This window comes from uncultured Luteimonas sp. (assembly GCF_947492465.1).
Taxonomy (GTDB): domain Bacteria; phylum Pseudomonadota; class Gammaproteobacteria; order Xanthomonadales; family Xanthomonadaceae; genus Luteimonas.
The window spans coordinates 265,345-279,973 of sequence record NZ_CANLNF010000002.1 but is presented as its reverse complement, the minus strand read 5'-3'; the positions used below and the strand labels follow the sequence as shown (position 1 = coordinate 279,973).

General features: G+C 71.7%; 16 protein-coding genes. 11 read left to right on the top strand and 5 right to left on the bottom strand.

The genetic code is table 11. The features are described 5' to 3' along the window. Window positions 1–93: 93 nt before the first annotated feature. Window positions 94–420 carry a DUF6249 domain-containing protein gene (locus Q0863_RS06300; protein WP_298576502.1) on the bottom strand — a complete coding sequence of 109 codons (327 nt, stop codon included), beginning with the start codon at window positions 418–420 and terminating at the stop codon, window positions 94–96. Window positions 421–558: 138 nt separating this feature from the next. On the opposite strand from Q0863_RS06300, the gene Q0863_RS06295 reads away from it, so the two are divergent. Next, window positions 559–1,167: a sigma-70 family RNA polymerase sigma factor gene (locus Q0863_RS06295; RefSeq protein WP_298576500.1), complete on the top strand. Its 609-nt coding sequence runs from the start codon at window positions 559–561 to the stop codon at window positions 1,165–1,167. Next, entirely contained in the window at window positions 1,164–1,607 is a 444-nt protein-coding gene (locus Q0863_RS06290; protein ID WP_298576498.1) for a hypothetical protein, read from the top strand. Before Q0863_RS06295 ends, Q0863_RS06290 begins: the two co-directional genes overlap by 4 nt. Window positions 1,608–1,675: 68 nt before the next feature. Here the strand turns inward: Q0863_RS06290 and Q0863_RS06285 are convergent, their stop codons facing one another. Continuing rightward, window positions 1,676–1,933: a hypothetical protein gene (locus Q0863_RS06285; RefSeq protein ID WP_298576496.1), complete on the bottom strand. Its 258-nt coding sequence runs from the start codon at window positions 1,931–1,933 to the stop codon at window positions 1,676–1,678. A gap of 153 nt (window positions 1,934–2,086) precedes the next feature. Here Q0863_RS06285 and Q0863_RS06280 point away from each other — a divergent pair, with 153 nt between their 5' ends. The 3 genes from Q0863_RS06280 to Q0863_RS06270 all read left to right on the top strand — a co-directional run bounded on the left by Q0863_RS06280 (window position 2,087) and on the right by Q0863_RS06270 (window position 4,567). Continuing rightward, window positions 2,087–3,109 carry a methyltransferase gene (locus Q0863_RS06280; RefSeq protein ID WP_298576495.1) on the top strand — a complete coding sequence of 341 codons (1,023 nt, stop codon included), beginning with the start codon at window positions 2,087–2,089 and terminating at the stop codon, window positions 3,107–3,109. Window positions 3,110–3,170: 61 nt separating this feature from the next. Beyond that, window positions 3,171–3,881 carry a 16S rRNA pseudouridine(516) synthase gene (locus tag Q0863_RS06275; RefSeq protein ID WP_298576493.1) on the top strand — a complete coding sequence of 237 codons (711 nt, stop codon included), beginning with the start codon at window positions 3,171–3,173 and terminating at the stop codon, window positions 3,879–3,881. A gap of 23 nt (window positions 3,882–3,904) precedes the next feature. Then, a complete protein-coding gene (locus Q0863_RS06270; RefSeq protein ID WP_298577062.1) occupies window positions 3,905–4,567 on the top strand; it encodes an HAD family phosphatase in 663 nt (220 codons plus the stop codon). Between the two features lie 100 nt (window positions 4,568–4,667). On the opposite strand, the gene Q0863_RS06265 is transcribed toward Q0863_RS06270, so the two are convergent. Beyond that, window positions 4,668–5,261, bottom strand: coding sequence for a DUF1415 domain-containing protein (locus Q0863_RS06265; protein ID WP_298576491.1), 594 nt, complete (start codon window positions 5,259–5,261; stop codon window positions 4,668–4,670). Beyond that, window positions 5,254–5,736: a YajQ family cyclic di-GMP-binding protein gene (locus Q0863_RS06260; RefSeq protein WP_298576489.1), complete on the bottom strand. Its 483-nt coding sequence runs from the start codon at window positions 5,734–5,736 to the stop codon at window positions 5,254–5,256. The genes Q0863_RS06265 and Q0863_RS06260 overlap by 8 nt, the downstream gene beginning before the upstream one ends. Before the next feature lie 220 nt (window positions 5,737–5,956). On the opposite strand from Q0863_RS06260, the gene Q0863_RS06255 reads away from it, so the two are divergent. Genes Q0863_RS06255 through Q0863_RS06240 form a run of 4 tightly spaced genes read left to right on the top strand, consistent with a single transcriptional unit; the run spans window position 5,957 to window position 9,636 of the window. After that, complete coding sequence (locus tag Q0863_RS06255) at window positions 5,957–7,069, top strand: prephenate dehydrogenase (RefSeq protein ID WP_298576487.1); 1,113 nt, start codon at window positions 5,957–5,959, stop codon at window positions 7,067–7,069. 53 nt (window positions 7,070–7,122) lie between these two features. Then, entirely contained in the window at window positions 7,123–8,163 is a 1,041-nt protein-coding gene (locus Q0863_RS06250; protein WP_298576485.1) for an NAD(P)-dependent alcohol dehydrogenase, read from the top strand. Then, window positions 8,163–9,074, top strand: coding sequence for a DMT family transporter (locus Q0863_RS06245; RefSeq protein WP_298576483.1), 912 nt, complete (start codon window positions 8,163–8,165; stop codon window positions 9,072–9,074). The genes Q0863_RS06250 and Q0863_RS06245 overlap by 1 nt, the downstream gene beginning before the upstream one ends. Before the next feature lie 10 nt (window positions 9,075–9,084). Then, the gene (locus Q0863_RS06240) at window positions 9,085–9,636 is read left to right on the top strand and encodes a DUF1453 domain-containing protein (protein WP_298576481.1); all 552 of its coding nucleotides are present in this window, start codon (window positions 9,085–9,087) and stop codon (window positions 9,634–9,636) included. An 86-nt stretch (window positions 9,637–9,722) separates the two neighbouring features. Here Q0863_RS06240 and Q0863_RS06235 read toward each other — a convergent pair whose 3' ends face one another. Beyond that, complete coding sequence (locus tag Q0863_RS06235; RefSeq protein ID WP_298576479.1) at window positions 9,723–10,340, bottom strand: OmpW family outer membrane protein; 618 nt, start codon at window positions 10,338–10,340, stop codon at window positions 9,723–9,725. 509 nt (window positions 10,341–10,849) lie between these two features. Between Q0863_RS06235 and aceF the strand changes: the two genes are divergently transcribed. Further along, window positions 10,850–12,232: a dihydrolipoyllysine-residue acetyltransferase gene (gene aceF, locus Q0863_RS06230; protein WP_298576477.1), complete on the top strand. Its 1,383-nt coding sequence runs from the start codon at window positions 10,850–10,852 to the stop codon at window positions 12,230–12,232. 96 nt (window positions 12,233–12,328) lie between these two features. Further along, the gene (gene lpdA / locus Q0863_RS06225; RefSeq protein WP_298576475.1) at window positions 12,329–14,479 is read left to right on the top strand and encodes a dihydrolipoyl dehydrogenase; all 2,151 of its coding nucleotides are present in this window, start codon (window positions 12,329–12,331) and stop codon (window positions 14,477–14,479) included. Window positions 14,480–14,629 lie beyond the last annotated feature (150 nt).

Here is a 14,629-nt window from a genome sequence, read left to right as displayed (position 1 = left end):
GCACCGCTTCCGTGCCTCGACCAAAGTCGCAGATGCGGTGTGGAGGTGGTCTGAAGGCAGGGCGGGCCGCGGCCGCGGCCCGCCGCAGGCCGGTCATTTCAGGCGGCGCGTCACCGCATAGGCGGCCAGGTTGCCCAGGCCCGTGGCGCCGAGCAGGATCGCGAACATCAGCGGCGAAGGATCATTCCAGTCCACGGCCTCGAGCACCGCGAATCCCGCGGCCAGGACCACCAGGATCACGCCCCAGCGCAGCGAGGCATGGCGGCGGCGCGACTCCTCGCCGTCGAGCAGGGTGCGCAGCATGTCTTCCGAGCCGTGCGACTGGACCATGTGTTTGCGGGCGCGGGCGTCGACCACGGCCCGGATGGCCAGGTAGATGCAGACGAACAGGGTGATCGGGATGAAGACGGCGATATCCATGAGTGGTTCCTGTGGGTGCGCAAGGCGGTGGGTTCGTCACAGGAGATACGGGCGCTTGCGCCGCGGTTGCAGCGCCGGTGCGGCCCCCGCCTTTCCGGCCTTGCAACCGTTCGCGCGACCGGCGTATCCCTGTCGCTGATGGCCGCTTCCCCCGACACCCCCGAGACCACCGACGCGATCGCCGCCGACCGGGCCCTGGTGGCCGCGGTGCTCGACGGGGCGCCCGGCGCGTTCGAACGGCTGGTGCGCGAATACCAGGGCCTGTGCTGGCATGTGATCGACCGCATGGTGCGACATCCCGACGACACCCGCGAGCTGTGTCAGGAGGCCTTCCTGCGCGTGCACCAGGCGCTGCACCAGTATCGTGGCGAGAGCGCGCTCAAGTCGTGGATCGCGCAGGTGGCCTGGTCGGTGGCCAGGCGGCACCTGGAGAAGAAGCGCATCCCGATCGCCCAGTCCCCCGCCGGGAACGAGGGACCGTCGCTGGCCGAAACGGTGGGCGATGGCTTCGACCTGGAAGCCGCGGTCGCGGACGACGAGGCGGTCGGGCTGCTGCATGCCGCGATCGGGCGCCTGCCGCCGCTGCAGCGCACGCTGCTCACCCTGTATCACCTGGAAGACATGCCGATCGGCGAGATTTCACGGGTGACCGGACTTGCCGACGGTACGATCAAGAGCCACCTGTTCCGCAGCCGCAAGCGCCTGCGCGAACTGCTGGAACCGAGCCTGGGAGTTTTCGCCGCATGAATACGCGCCCGCCCCGCCACGCCGCCTCCGGACCCGTCGCCGAACGCGACTGGCTGGCCCAGGAACAGGCCCTGTCCTCGCCCGGCCACCGCGCCGACGCGCTGCTGGCGCGCGCGCTTGCCAGCCTGCCGGCGTCGCAGCCGCCGCCCGGCTTCGCCGCGGAGGTGGCGGCCCTGGCCGCGGCCGGCCCATCCCCCGCCGCCGTCGATGCACGGTTCGAGCGCGCCCTGCTCGACGGGCTGCTGGCGGTGCTGCTGCTGGCCACCCTGGCCACGGTTGCCTACTTCGGCGGCGACTGGTGGCGGCTGGCCCGCGGCGCCTTGGGCGACGGCGCGGCGCAGTGGGCGCTGCTGGGCGCGGCCTGCCTGCTGCTGTCGTGGCTGCCCGAGGCGGCGCGACGGCTGCGCGAAACCGGCCAGCCGGTCCCGGGCCGGGCCTGACCGCAACGCGCTGCTCCGCCTGCCGTCCGGCGGGCAGGGCAGCGACACCCCGGCGGTCAGTGCGGCCGTCAGTCCAGGAACTCGAGGTTGGCCTCGAAGCGGCGCGCGTAGTCGCGCTCGTCGCTGATCCGCTTCACCTCGGCCCGGTCGAAATCCGGGGCGCCGTACACCGCGCAGGCGATGCCGTCGTCGCCACGTCCCACCGCCTGCAGCCGGTAACGCGACTGGCCGCTGCCGGTTTCGGGCGGGTAGTGTTTCGGCGGCTCTCCGCCATCCAGGTCGAGCTCGCCATTGTCGATGACGCCGCCGACGAACAGTGCGCGCATGCCGCCTCTCCATTGATGTGCCTGCCGGCAGACTGCGGGCTGGGATGTTGCCGCGCGGTCAAGACCGCGTATGGCGGCCGTTGCCGGCCGTCCGCAGGCGGCGCGGCGGCGTAGGCCCGCTAGAATCGTGCGCCCTGACGTGCTGCCGTGCCGATGTCCGATCCCGCCCTCGATGCCCTGATGCTGCCTTTCGCCAGCGGCCAGCTGGCCTGGCCGGAGGCTGGCGCGCTGTTCCTGCGCGCCCGCACCGGCGCGGCCCTGCACACGCATGCGCCGCGCACCCTGGTGTGCGAGCAGTCGTTCCGTCCCGAGCACGATGCGCTGCAGCGCGCGGGCTTCCCCACCCGGGCCGCGGGCAGCGACGCCTTCCCGCTGGTGCTGGTGCTGCCGCCGCGCCAGCGCGAGGAGGCGCGCGCGCTGCTGGCCCAGGCGCTGGCGCGCACCGCGCCGGGCGGCAGCATCGTCGCGGCCATGCCCAACGATGCCGGCGCGCGCTCCGGCCAGGCCGACTTCGAGGCCCTGCTGGGCGGCGCCGCAGTGCAGAGCAAGCACAAGTGCCGGGTCTTCTGGGCCGGCGTGGACCGCGCCGATGCGGCGCTGGCGTCGAGCTGGGCCGGGCTGGACGCGGCGCGGCCGATCCTGGACGGTCGTCATCTCAGCCGCCCCGGCGTGTTCGCCTGGGACCGCGTCGACGCCGCGTCGGCGCTGCTGGCGCGGCAGCTGCCTGCGACGCTGTCCGGCCACGGCGCGGACCTGGGCGCGGGCTGGGGCTACCTGTCGACGCAGCTGCTGGAGCGCTGCCCGGGCGTGACCGCGCTGGACGTGGTCGAGGCCGAACTGCGGGCGCTGGACTGCGCCAGGGCCAACCTGGCCGCGCACGCGCCGCGGGTGGCGCTGGACTTCCTCTGGCACGACGTCACCGCCGGGCTGCCGCGACGCTACGACTTCATCGTCAGCAATCCACCCTTCCACGCCCTGCGCGGCGAGCCGCGGCCGGAGATCGGACGCGCCTTCATCGCCGCGGCCGCCGAGGCGTTGCGACCCGGCGGCACGCTGTGGCTGGTCGCGAACCGGCAGCTGCCCTACGAAGAGGTGCTCGGCGCCAGGTTCACGCAGCTGCGCGACGTGGCGCAGGAAGGCGGCTTCAAGGTCATCACCGCGGTGAAGGGGCGTTGAGCGTGGGGACCCGGCGCTGCCGCTGCGGCAGCGTGCCGCCCGTGCAAACGGACGGCGCGCGATGAAGCTGCTCCGCTACATCGCCAACCTCGGCTACGGCAGCCGCCGCGACGTGCAGTGGATGTTCCGCGAAGGGCGCATCACCGATGCCGGCGGCGAGGTGCTGTATGCCGACGACCGCGCCGCGCACGAGGCCGTGCGCATCGACGGCGAGCCGCTCGACCCGGCACCCGGCATGGTGCTGATGCTGCACAAGCCGGTCGGCTGCACATGCTCGACGAAGGACCCCGGCCGCCTGGTCCACGACCTGCTGCCGCCGCGCTTCCGCCTGCGCGACCCGGTGCTGTCCACGGTCGGCCGGCTCGACCGCGACACCAGCGGGCTGCTGCTGATGACCGACGACGGCCAGCTGCTGCACCGGATCATTTCCCCCAGGTCGAGCCTGCCCAAGGTCTACGAGGCCACGCTCGCGCAGCCGCTGCGCGGCGACGAGGCGGCGCTGTTCGCCAGCGGCACGCTGATGCTGGAATCGGAGAAGACGCCGCTGCGCCCGGCCGTACTTGAGGTGGTCGACGCCACGCATGCGCGCCTGACCCTCACCGAGGGGCGCTACCACCAGGTGCGGCGCATGTTCGCGGCGGTCGGCAACCACGTGCAGGCGCTGCATCGCTCGCGCGTGGGCGGCCTGGGGCTCGGCGACCTGGCGGAGGGACAGTGGCGACTGCTGGAGGCCGGCGACCTGGCGCAGCTGTTCGGCGCCCCGGCGCCGTGAACCCGGTCGAACCGCTGCCGTTCATGCCCGACGCGGTCGTGTTCGACATGGACGGGCTGATGCTCGACAGCGAACGCGCGATCACCGACTGCATGGCCCGCGCCGCCGCCGAGGCCGGCCACGCGCTGCCGCCGTCGCTGTGGCTGTCGCTGGTGGGGACCGGCGAGGACGCCTGCCGGCAGATCCTGTCGCAGCGGCTGGGCGGCGAGGCGGCGGAGGCGATGCTGGCGCAGGCCGACACGCTGTACGAGGCCGTGGTCGAGGCCGGCATGCCGCACCGTCCCGGCATCGTCGCCCTGCTGGACTGGCTGGAGGGGCGCGGCATGCCGCGCGCGGTCGCCACCTCCACCCGGCGGCCGCTGGCGCTGCGCAAGCTGCAGCGTGCCGGCCTGCTGGACCGCTTCCACGCGGTCTGCACCAGCAGCGACGTGGCCCGGCCCAAGCCGGCGCCGGATGTCTACCTGCTCGCGGCGGCGAGGCTCGAGGTCGAGCCCGCGCGCTGCCTGGTGCTGGAGGACTCGCCCGCCGGCGTGCGCGCCGCGCTGGCGGCCGGCATGCTGCCGGTGCAGGTGCCCGACATGGTCGAACCCGACGCGGCACTGCGCGCTCTGGGGCACCGGATCGTGGCGTCGCTGGCGCAGGCGCAGCAGCTGCTGGAGGCGGCCGCAGCGCCTCAGCGCGCCTGAGGTTGCCCTGTGGGAGCGCGCTTGCGCGCGAAAGGCGTTCGCGACCAAGGTCGCTCCCACAGAATGCGCGGAGGGCGCCGGCGTGCTGCGGCGCGGCGGCTTACGGAGCCACGGCTGCCCCGTCGGCTGCCTGCGCATCGCTTCCGTCAAGCAGCGCTCGCCAGCCCTCGAGGCCGAGCGCGCGCACCGTGGCGATGTTGCGCTCGATGATCGCGTCCGGCTCCGGATAGGCCTCCACCGCGCGGTCCACGCTGGCCTCGCGCAGCAGGTGCAGGATCGGGTAGGGCGCGCGGTTGGTCAGGTTCTCGACGTCGTCCGGCGCGCTGTCGGCGAACTGGTAGTCGGGATGGAAACTCGCCACCTGCAGTACGCCGTCGAGTTCCAGCGCCTCCACCAGCGCGTCGGCGTCGCCGAGGAACTCGTTGTAGGCCAGGAAATCGCCCAGCACCTGCGGATGCACCAGCAGGGTGGTGTCGATGGAGTCGGCCGGCGTGTCGCGCAGCAGCGCCAGCTCCTCGCCCAGCTGCTCGAGCAGGGCGCGCTCGGTGCTGGCGTCGCTGACCACGATGCGCACCTGGTCCTTGGCGTACACCGCCTTGGCGAACGGGCACAGGTTCAGGCCGATCACCGCGCGCTCCAGCCAGCGGCGGACCTCGCGCTCGACCTGCGCGGCGTCGTGCGGACCGTCAGTCACGGAAGTTGTCGAACTGCAGCGGCAGCTCGAAGTCCTCGCCGCGCAGCAGCGCCATCGCGGCCTGCAGGTCGTCGCGCTTCTTGCCGGTCACGCGCAGCTTGTCGCCGTTGATCTGGCTGTCGACCTTGAGCTTGGCGTCCTTGAGCTTGCCCTGGATCTTCTTGGCCAGCTCGCGCTCGATGCCCTGGCGTACCGTCACCTTCTGCCGCGCGCCGGCGACGTTGGTGTCGACATCGCCGAACTCCAGGCAGCGCGCGTCGATCTTCCGTGCGATCAGGCGGGCGCGCAGGATGTCGGTCATCTGCTGCAGCTGGAACTCGCTCGGCGCGGACTGGGTGATCACCGCGTCCTCGCGCACGAATTTCGCGTCCACGCCCTTGAAGTCGAAGCGCGTGGTGAGTTCGCGGTTGGCCTGGTCGACGGCGTTGATCAGCTCGTGGGTGTCGACTTCGGAAACGATGTCGAAGGAAGGCATGGCGCTCCGGAAGGAAGTGGAGGGGGCGGCGGCGCCGGGCGCCGTGGTCGTGGCTGCGGCGCTGGCCCGGCGCATCGTGCAGGCTGCCGCTGCGGCAGCACGGCGATCACGGCACCGGGCCGGCCATCGATAGGTTACCCCAAGGTTGCGCAAGCAACGGATGCGCGCGCCTGCGCCAGCCCTTACCGTGTCGCGCTTGTGCGGCGCAGGCCCGGATCGCGTGACCCCATCCCCCACCATCGCCATCGTCGGCAGCGCCGGCACCTACGGCCGCTGGCTGCGCGGCTTCTTCGAGCGGCGCATGGGCCTGCGCGTGCTCGGCCACGATCCCGGCGATCCGGGCAGCGACACGCCCGAAACCCTGCTCGAGCACGCCGACGTGCTGCTGTTCGCCACCCCGATCCGGCAGACGACGGAGGTGATCGACGATTACGTGCGGCGCTCGGCCGGCCGCGAAGCCGGGCGGCTGTGGCTGGACATCACCTCGATCAAGCAGGCGCCGACCGAGGCGATGCTGCGTTCGCGGGCGGAGGTGGCCGGGCTGCATCCGATGACCGCGCCGCCCAAGGCGCCCACGCTCAAGGGCCGGGTGGTGGTGGTGTGCGAGTCGCGGCTGGAGCGCTGGCGGCCGTGGCTGCAGGTGCTGCTCGACGCGCTGGAAGGCGAGTACGTGCACGCCAGCGCCGAACGCCACGACCGGATGATGGCGCTGGTGCAGGCGATGGTGCATGCCTCGCACCTGGCCCAGGCCGGCGTGCTGGGCGAATACGCCGAAGACCTGGGCGGGCTGCGGGCGATCCTGCCGTTCCGCTCGGCGTCGTTCGAGCTCGATGCCGCCATCGCCGCGCGCATCCTCTCGCTCAACCCGGCGATCTACGAGGAGATCCAGTTCGGCAACCGCCATGCGGCCGAGGTGCTGGACCGGCTGCTGGCGCAGTTCACCGAGCTGCGTGGCCTGGTGCGCCAGGGCGACGACGCGGCGCGGGCGCGGTTCCGCGAACGCTTCCTGCACAGCCGCGAGGTCTTCGGCCAGCAGGCGCTGGACGAAGGCAGCTACGCCTACGAGCGGGTCGGCTACCTGCTGGCCGACCTGGTGACCCGGCGCTACGCCAGCGTCCACCTCCCCCAGGACCGGCCCGGATCGCTGCGCGCGCTGCTGCACGTGTTCGAACGCCACGGCGTCAGCCTGGAATCGATCCACTCCTCGCGCACGCCGGCAGGCGAGGTGCATTTCCGCATCGGCTTCGTCGGCGGCACCGATCCGGCGGCGCTGGCGACGGCCGTGGCCGAGATCGACGCGACCGGCCTGGGACACGTGCTGGAGGCCGGCTGAGGCGGCGGCGGATGCGGCATCATGCGCATCGACCCTTCCGCCAGGCCCCCTCCATGATTCCCGCCTATGCCGCCCAGGCCGCCGGTTCGCCGCTGGCGCCCTTCGCGATCGAGCGTCGCCAGCCCGGTCCGCGCGACGTGCAGATCGACATCCTCTACTGCGGCGTCTGCCATACCGACATCCACCTGGTCCGGGACGAATGGGGCGCCTCGCTGTTTCCCATGGTGCCGGGCCACGAGATCATCGGCCGGGTCTCGGCGACCGGGGCCGCGGTCGACCGTTACGCGGTCGGCGACGCGGTCGGGGTGGGCTGCTTCGTCGACTCCTGCCGGGCCTGTCCGCAGTGCCGCGCCGGGCAGCAGCAGTACTGCGACGAGGGCATGACCGCCACCTACAACTCGCACGAACGCAGCAGCGGCGCGCCGACCTACGGCGGCTATTCGACGCGGATCGTGGTCGACCAGGACTACGTGCTGCGGATCCCCGAGGGCATCCCGCTCGACCGGGCCGCGCCGCTGCTGTGCGCCGGCGTCACCACGTGGTCGCCGCTGCGCCATTTCGGCGTGGTCGCCGGCCACCGGGTGGCGGTGATGGGCCTGGGCGGGCTGGGCCACATGGCGGTGAAGCTGGCGGTGGCGATGGGCGCCGAGGTCACCGTGCTCAGCACCAGCGAATCCAAGCGCGCCGACGCGCTGGCGCTGGGCGCGCAGGATTTCGCCACCACCGGCGACGGCCGCGCCTTCAAGAGCCATGCGCGCCAGTTCGACCTGATCCTCGACACGGTGTCCGCGCCGCACGACTACAACGCCTGCCTGGGCCTGCTCAAGGTCGATGGCACGCTGGTGCTGCTGGGCATCCCCGAGCCGTCGCCGCTGTCGGCGTTTCCGCTGGTGTCCAAGCGCCGCCGCATCGCCGGCTCGATGATCGGCGGCATCGCCGAAACCCAGCAGATGCTGGACTTCTGCGCCGTGCACGGCATTGCCGCGGACATCGAGCTGATCGCGGTCGAGCAGGTCAACGAGGCCTACGAGCGGATGCTGCGCGGCGACGTGCGCTACCGTTTCGTGATCGACACCGCCAGCCTGGCCCGCTGATGACGCCCCCGGCCGGCCTGCGACCGGGCACGGCGGCGGCGTGGATGCTCGCCGCCGGCCTGATGTTCGCGTTCATGGACGCGGGCATGAAGTGGCTCTCGGACCACTATCCGCCGTTCCAGGTGGCGACCCTGCGCAGCCTGTCGGCGCTGCCGCTGGTGGCGGTGTGGATCGTGGCGCGTGGCCGCGGCGGCAGCCTGCTGCGGGTGCACTGGCCGCTGCACGTGCTGCGCGGCCTGCTGAGCGTGGGGATGATGGTCGGCTTCGTCTACGGCCTGGCGCGGATGCCGCTGTCGACCGCCTACGCCATCGTGTTCGTGGCGCCGCTGATGATCACCGCACTGGCCGTGCCGCTGCTGGGCGAGAAGGTCGGCCCGCGCCGCTGGACCGCGATCTGCGTGGGCCTGGCCGGCGTGCTGGTGGTGCTGCGGCCGACCGGCGATGGCGTGGCCACGGCGGCGGGACTGGTGGTGGTGGCGGCGGCGCTGTGTTACTCCATCGCCGCGATCACCGTGCGCAAGCTGGCGCTGCGCGACAGCCCCGAGGCGATGGTGTTCTGGTTCCTGGTATTGCTGGGGGTGTTCGCCGGTGCGGTCGCGGCCTTCGACTGGCGGCCGGTGCAGGCGGGGCACCTGTGGGTGATCGGCGTGGTCGGGGTGAGCGGGGCGCTGGGCCAGGTGGCGCTCACCCATGCGTTCCGCTTTGGCGAGGCCAGCCAGATCGCGCCGCTCGAATACGCGGCGCTGCTGTGGGTGGTGCTGCTGGACCTGGCGGTGTGGCAGACCCTGCCCGACGCCATGACCTGGCTGGGTGCGGCGATCATCGTCGCCAGCGGCCTGTACCTGATCCGGCGCGAGCGCGCGGTCGGCGGCGCGCGCGACAGCGGGATCGCGCAGACGCCGCCGCCCTGAGGGTCCCGCCATGCCGCTGCTGCTGATCCCCGCGCTGCTGCTGTCGCTGCTGGCCATGCTGTTGCTGCTGTGGCCGCTCGGTCTGTGGCAGCGCTACCGCGTCGGTCGCGCACGCAGGCGCGCTCGGCCAGGCTGGGTGACGCTCAATGCCGCCGGCCTGCTGCTGTCGTCGCTGCTGTTGCTGGCCGCCGCGATGGTGGCCGCGATCTGGATCGAAGACGCGGCGTGGAATGCTGGCGCCGGCCTGCTGGCCGGGATCGGGGTGGGGATGCTGGGGCTGTGGCTGGCGCGGTTCGAAGCCGGCAACGGCCAGCTGTACTACACCGCCAACGCCTGGCTGGTACTCGCGCTGACCCTGCTGGTGGCCGTGCGCGTGGCCCTGGCCGGGTGGCAGGCGTGGCACCGCGCGTGGGAAGGCGTGCCGGCCCCGGTGCCGTGGCCGTGGCTGGCGCAACCGGCCAGCCTGTGGGCGATCGGCGCCCTGCTGCTGGGCTATCACCTGGCCTTCGCCGTGGGCCTGCGCCGCAAGCTGCGTCGGCTGGGGATGCTGCGCCGCCGCTGACACCGCACCGGCGCGACTGCCTGCGCCGCACACGACGACGGACCCTTGCGGGTCCGTCGCCTTGCCGTGCTCTGAGGATCGGTGGATCAGAAGCGTGCGCCGACGCCGAACCCGATCGTCCAGGGATCGAAGCCGACGTCGCGTTCCACCGTGTCGCCGGCGACCTTGACATCCGCGTCACCGTCCAGGTAGCGCGCATCGACGCGGGCGAACCAGGTCGGGTTGATGTTGATGTCCACGCCGGCGGTGCCGATCGCGCCCTTGGGCGTGGTCATGCCGACGTGTTCGCCGCTGCCGATCGACTCGTTGCTGATGTTGGTCTGGTGGTAGCCCAGGCCCAGGAACGGACGGAAGGTGTTGTCCGCGGCGCCGAAGTGGTACTGGCCGCTCAGCGCGATCGGCTGCGCCTCGACCGTGCCGATGTTGCCGCTGGCGCCGCGCACGCGGTGGTTGAACTTGTCGGCCGCGCCCCAGAGTTCGACGCCGATGTTGTCGTTGACGTGCCAGGTCGCGCTCAGCGTCGGCGCCACGTCGCCATCGACGTCTGCACCCAGCGGATCGGAATCGGGCTCGAGGATGGTGGCGCTGCCGACCACGGAGAAGCGCTTGCCGGAGGCGGTGTCGGCATCCTGCGCGAACGCGGACGGGGCGACCAGGAGGGCGGCGATGGCGGCGGAAAGACCGTAAAGACGCATGGACTGCATGGGGGACTCCTCAGTGGTTTTCTGTGTTCGCCCTTGAGGTGGGCGGCGCCTACCCTAGGCACGCGTGGATGAACGCATGCCCTTGCGTGGCGGCAGCCCGCGCCGACCGTCGAGGCTGCATTCAGTGCCGTGATCGAGGACGTGCGGAGGGCATGGCGGGGTCGACCGCTGCGAGGGGTGTGGCGGCGCGGGCTGGCGCGCGTGCGTCGACGCATTCATCACGCGAATCGCTGCGCGGATGTGAAGAAACCTGCTGCCGCATCCACCCGTCCGCACACGCTTGCATCGGCAACCATGCGCAGCGCGGCCGCGCGGGCACGACAGTGCGCTGCAGTATCGTGGCGACGCTGCGCGGTCCCAGAAGCGGCGAATCACGCGGCAAAGGCCGCGGTTCGCGCGACCTGCGTCGATCCGGCGCCGGCGAGGCCGCGGCTCGCGCAAGCCGGCGGTTGGCGGCAAGCGAGCCATGCCGCCACAATAGGAATCCCCTTGCGCCTGGAGAGGGCCGTATGGCCGACCTCAAAGAATCCCTCGTCCCCGATATCGGCGGCTACGACGATGTCCCCGTCATCGAGGTGCTGGTCGCGGTCGGCGACACGGTGGCCAAGGACCAGGGCCTGGTCACGCTGGAGTCGGACAAGGCCACGATGGAAGTGCCGTCGGCCCATGCCGGCGTGGTGCGCGAACTCCGGGTCAAGGTCGGCGATACGCTGTCCGAAGGCGGGGTGGTGGCGGTGATCGAAGCCGCCGGCGCCGATGCCGACGCCGAAGCGAAGCCCGCGGCGAAGGCGCCCGCGGCGGCCGGGCCGGTGCCGGTGCGGGCCAAGGAGCCCGACCCGGTGGTCGAGCCGGTGGCGGTCGGCGATCGTCCGGACCGCCTGGCGCAGGCGTCCATCGACGCCCAGGCCAGCCACGCGCCGGCGCCCGGGCAGCCGCCGGTGCGGTTCGAAGCCGACGCGCTGATCCCCGGCAAGGTGCCGTACGCGAGTCCCGCGGTGCGCCTGTTCGCCCGCGAACTCGGCGTGGACCTGTCGCGGGTCACCGGTACGGAGAAGGGTGGACGCATCACCCGCGAGGACGTGCAGAAGTTCGTCAAGGGCGCGCTGGCGGGCGGCGCCGCCGCTCCGGGCGCCGCCGCCGGCGGTGGCGCGGGCCTGAGCCTGCTGCCCTGGCCGAAGGTGGACTTCTCGAAGTTCGGCGAGATCGAGGAGCGGCCGCTGCCGAGGATCAAGAAGATCTCCGGTGCCAACCTCGCGCGCAACTGGGCGATGATCCCGCACGTCACCCAGCACGACGACGCCGATATCACCGAACTCGAGGCGCTGCGCGTCGCGCTCAACAAGGAAAACGAGAAGGCCGGCATCAAGCTCACCATGCTGGCGTTCCTGATCAAGGCCAGCGCCAATGCGCTGAAGAAGTTCCCCGACTTCAACGCCTCGCTCGATGCCTCGGGCGAGACGCTGACGCTCAAGAAGTACTTCCACATCGGCTTCGCCGCAGATACGCCCAACGGGCTGGTGGTGCCGGTGGTGCGCGACGTGGACCGCAAGGGCGTGATCCAGATCGCCCAGGAAACCGGCGAACTGGCGAAGAAGGCGCGCGATGGCAAGCTCGGCCCGGCCGACATGTCGGGCGGCTGCTTCTCGATCAGCTCGCTCGGCGGCATCGGCGGCACCGCGTTCACGCCGATCGTCAACGCGCCGGAAGTCGCGATCCTGGGCGTGTCGAAGTCGTCGATGAAGCCGGTCTGGGACGGCAAGCAGTTCCAGCCGCGGCTGATGCTGCCGCTGTCGCTGAGCTACGACCACCGCGTGATCGACGGCGCCGCCGCGGCGCGTTTCACCGCCTATCTCGCGCAGCTGCTCGCGGACATGCGGCGGGTGCTGCTGTAGCGCGAGCCGGGACTGGCCGGGTGCGATCGCCCGGCCGCGGCACTCCACGTTGCGCGATGAGACGGGCCGCGGCCCGCCCGATGAAAGGAACAGAGCATGGCGAACACGGTTGAAGTGAAGGTGCCCGACATCGGCGGTTACGACGATGTTCCGGTGATCGAGGTGCTGGTCGCGGTCGGCGACACGGTGGCCAAGGACCAGGGTCTGGCGACGCTCGAGTCGGACAAGGCGACGATGGAGGTGCCGTCCTCGCATGCCGGCGTGGTGAAGGAGCTGAAGGTCAAGGTCGGCGACACGCTGTCGGAAGGCAGCGTGGTGCTGGTGCTGGAGGTGGAAGGCGCCCCGGCAGGGGCGGCTCCTGCGCCTGCGAAACAGGCTGGTCCGGCGGCTCCCGCCGCGCCGGCGGCACCGCAGACGGCCCCGGCAGCTGCGGCAGGCGCCGCATCCGGCCAGGACGACCCGGCGACGGGCGGACTGGTCGAGGCCACCGTGCCCGACATCGGCGGCTACGACGACGTACCGGTGATCGAGGTGCTGGTCGCGGTCGGCGACACGGTGGCCAAGGACCAGGGCCTGGTCACGCTGGAGTCGGACAAGGCGACGATGGAAGTGCCGTCCTCGCATGCCGGCGTGGTGCGCGAACTCAAGGTCAAGGTGGGCGATACGCTGTCCGAGGGCGCCGTGGTCGCGCTGATCGAAGCCGAGGGCGATACGCCCGCCTATGCGCGCACCCCGGAGAAGGTGGCGCCCGGCAGCAAGCCGCCGGTCGCGCCTTCGCATCGCGCCCCGGCCGGACCGGCGCCGGAAGCGGCGGCCGCGTCGGGCCGCAAGGCCGACGTGGAATGCGCGGTGGTGGTGCTGGGCGCAGGCCCCGGCGGCTACACGGCCGCGTTCCGCGCCGCCGACCTCGACCTGGATACGGTGCTGGTCGAGCGCTATGCCGCGCTCGGCGGCGTCTGCCTCAATGTCGGGTGCATTCCGTCGAAGGCGCTGCTGCACGCGGCCGACGTGATCGAACAGGCCGCGCACGCCAGCGACTACGGCGTGGACTTCGGCAAGCCGAAGATCAACCTCGACACCCTGCGCGGCTACAAGGACAAGGTCGTCGGCCAGCTCACCAAGGGCCTGGCGGGCATGGCGAAGCAGCGCAAGGTGCGGGTGCTGCAGGGCGTGGGCAGGTTCGTCTCGGCCAATGAAATCGAGATCACCGGTGACGACGGCAAGACCCAGCTGCTGCGCTTCGGCCAGTGCATCATCGCCGCGGGCAGCCAGGCGCTGAAGCTGCCGGGCTTCCCCTGGGACGACCCGCGCGTCATGGATTCGACCGACGCGCTCGAGCTCGCCGATGTGCCGAAGCAGCTGCTGGTGGTCGGCGGCGGCATCATCGGCCTGGAGATGGCGACCGTGTACCGCAGCCTCGGCAGCGAGGTGACGGTGGTCGAACTGGCCGACCAGCTGATGCCGGGCGCCGACAAGGACCTGGTCAAGCCGCTCGCCGACCGCCTCAGGAAGCAGGGCGTCGCCACCCACCTCAAGACCAAGGTGGTGGAGGCCAAGGCCGGCAAGAAGGGCATCGAGGTCAGCTTCGAGGGCGAGAACATTCCCGACGGCAAGCTGTTCGACCGCGTGCTGGTGGCGGTGGGTCGTGCCCCGAACGGCAGGAAGATCGATGCGGAGAAGGCCGGGCTGATCGTCACCGACCGCGGCTTCATCGAGGTCGACGCGCAGATGCGCACGAACGTGCCGCACATCTTCGCCATCGGCGACATCATCGGCCAGCCGATGCTGGCCCACAAGGCGACCCACGAAGGCAAGCTGGCGGCGGAAGTCGCGGCCGGCCACAAGAAGGAGTGGGTGGCGCGGGTGATCCCGTCGGTGGCCTATACCGATCCGGAAATCGCCTGGGTCGGCGTGACCGAAACCGAGGCGAAGGCCAAGGGGCTGAAGGTTGGCGTGGGCAAGTTCCCATGGGCGGCTTCCGGCCGCGCCATCGGCCTGTCGCGCACCGAGGGCTTCACCAAGCTGGTGTTCGACGAGGCCACCCACCGCATCCTCGGTGCCGGCATCGTCGGGGTGCACGCGGGCGAGCTGATCGCCGAGGCCGCGCTGGCGATCGAGATGGGCTGCGAGGTCGAGGACATCGGCCACACCATCCATCCGCATCCGACCCTGAGCGAGTCGGTGGCGATGGCGGCCGAGGTCTACGACGGCACCATCACCGACCTGTACCTGCCGAAGAAGAAGTAGGGCGCCGCACCGAGGATCGACCGGGTGCCTCTTCCCTCCAGGGAGAGGGGCCGTGCAGGAAGGCGCTGCTCCGTCATCGGCGGGGCGGTCGCGATCGGCGTCCGCCGTCCGTTGACCGCGTTCGCGACGCGCGACGCGCGGTAGGCCGCG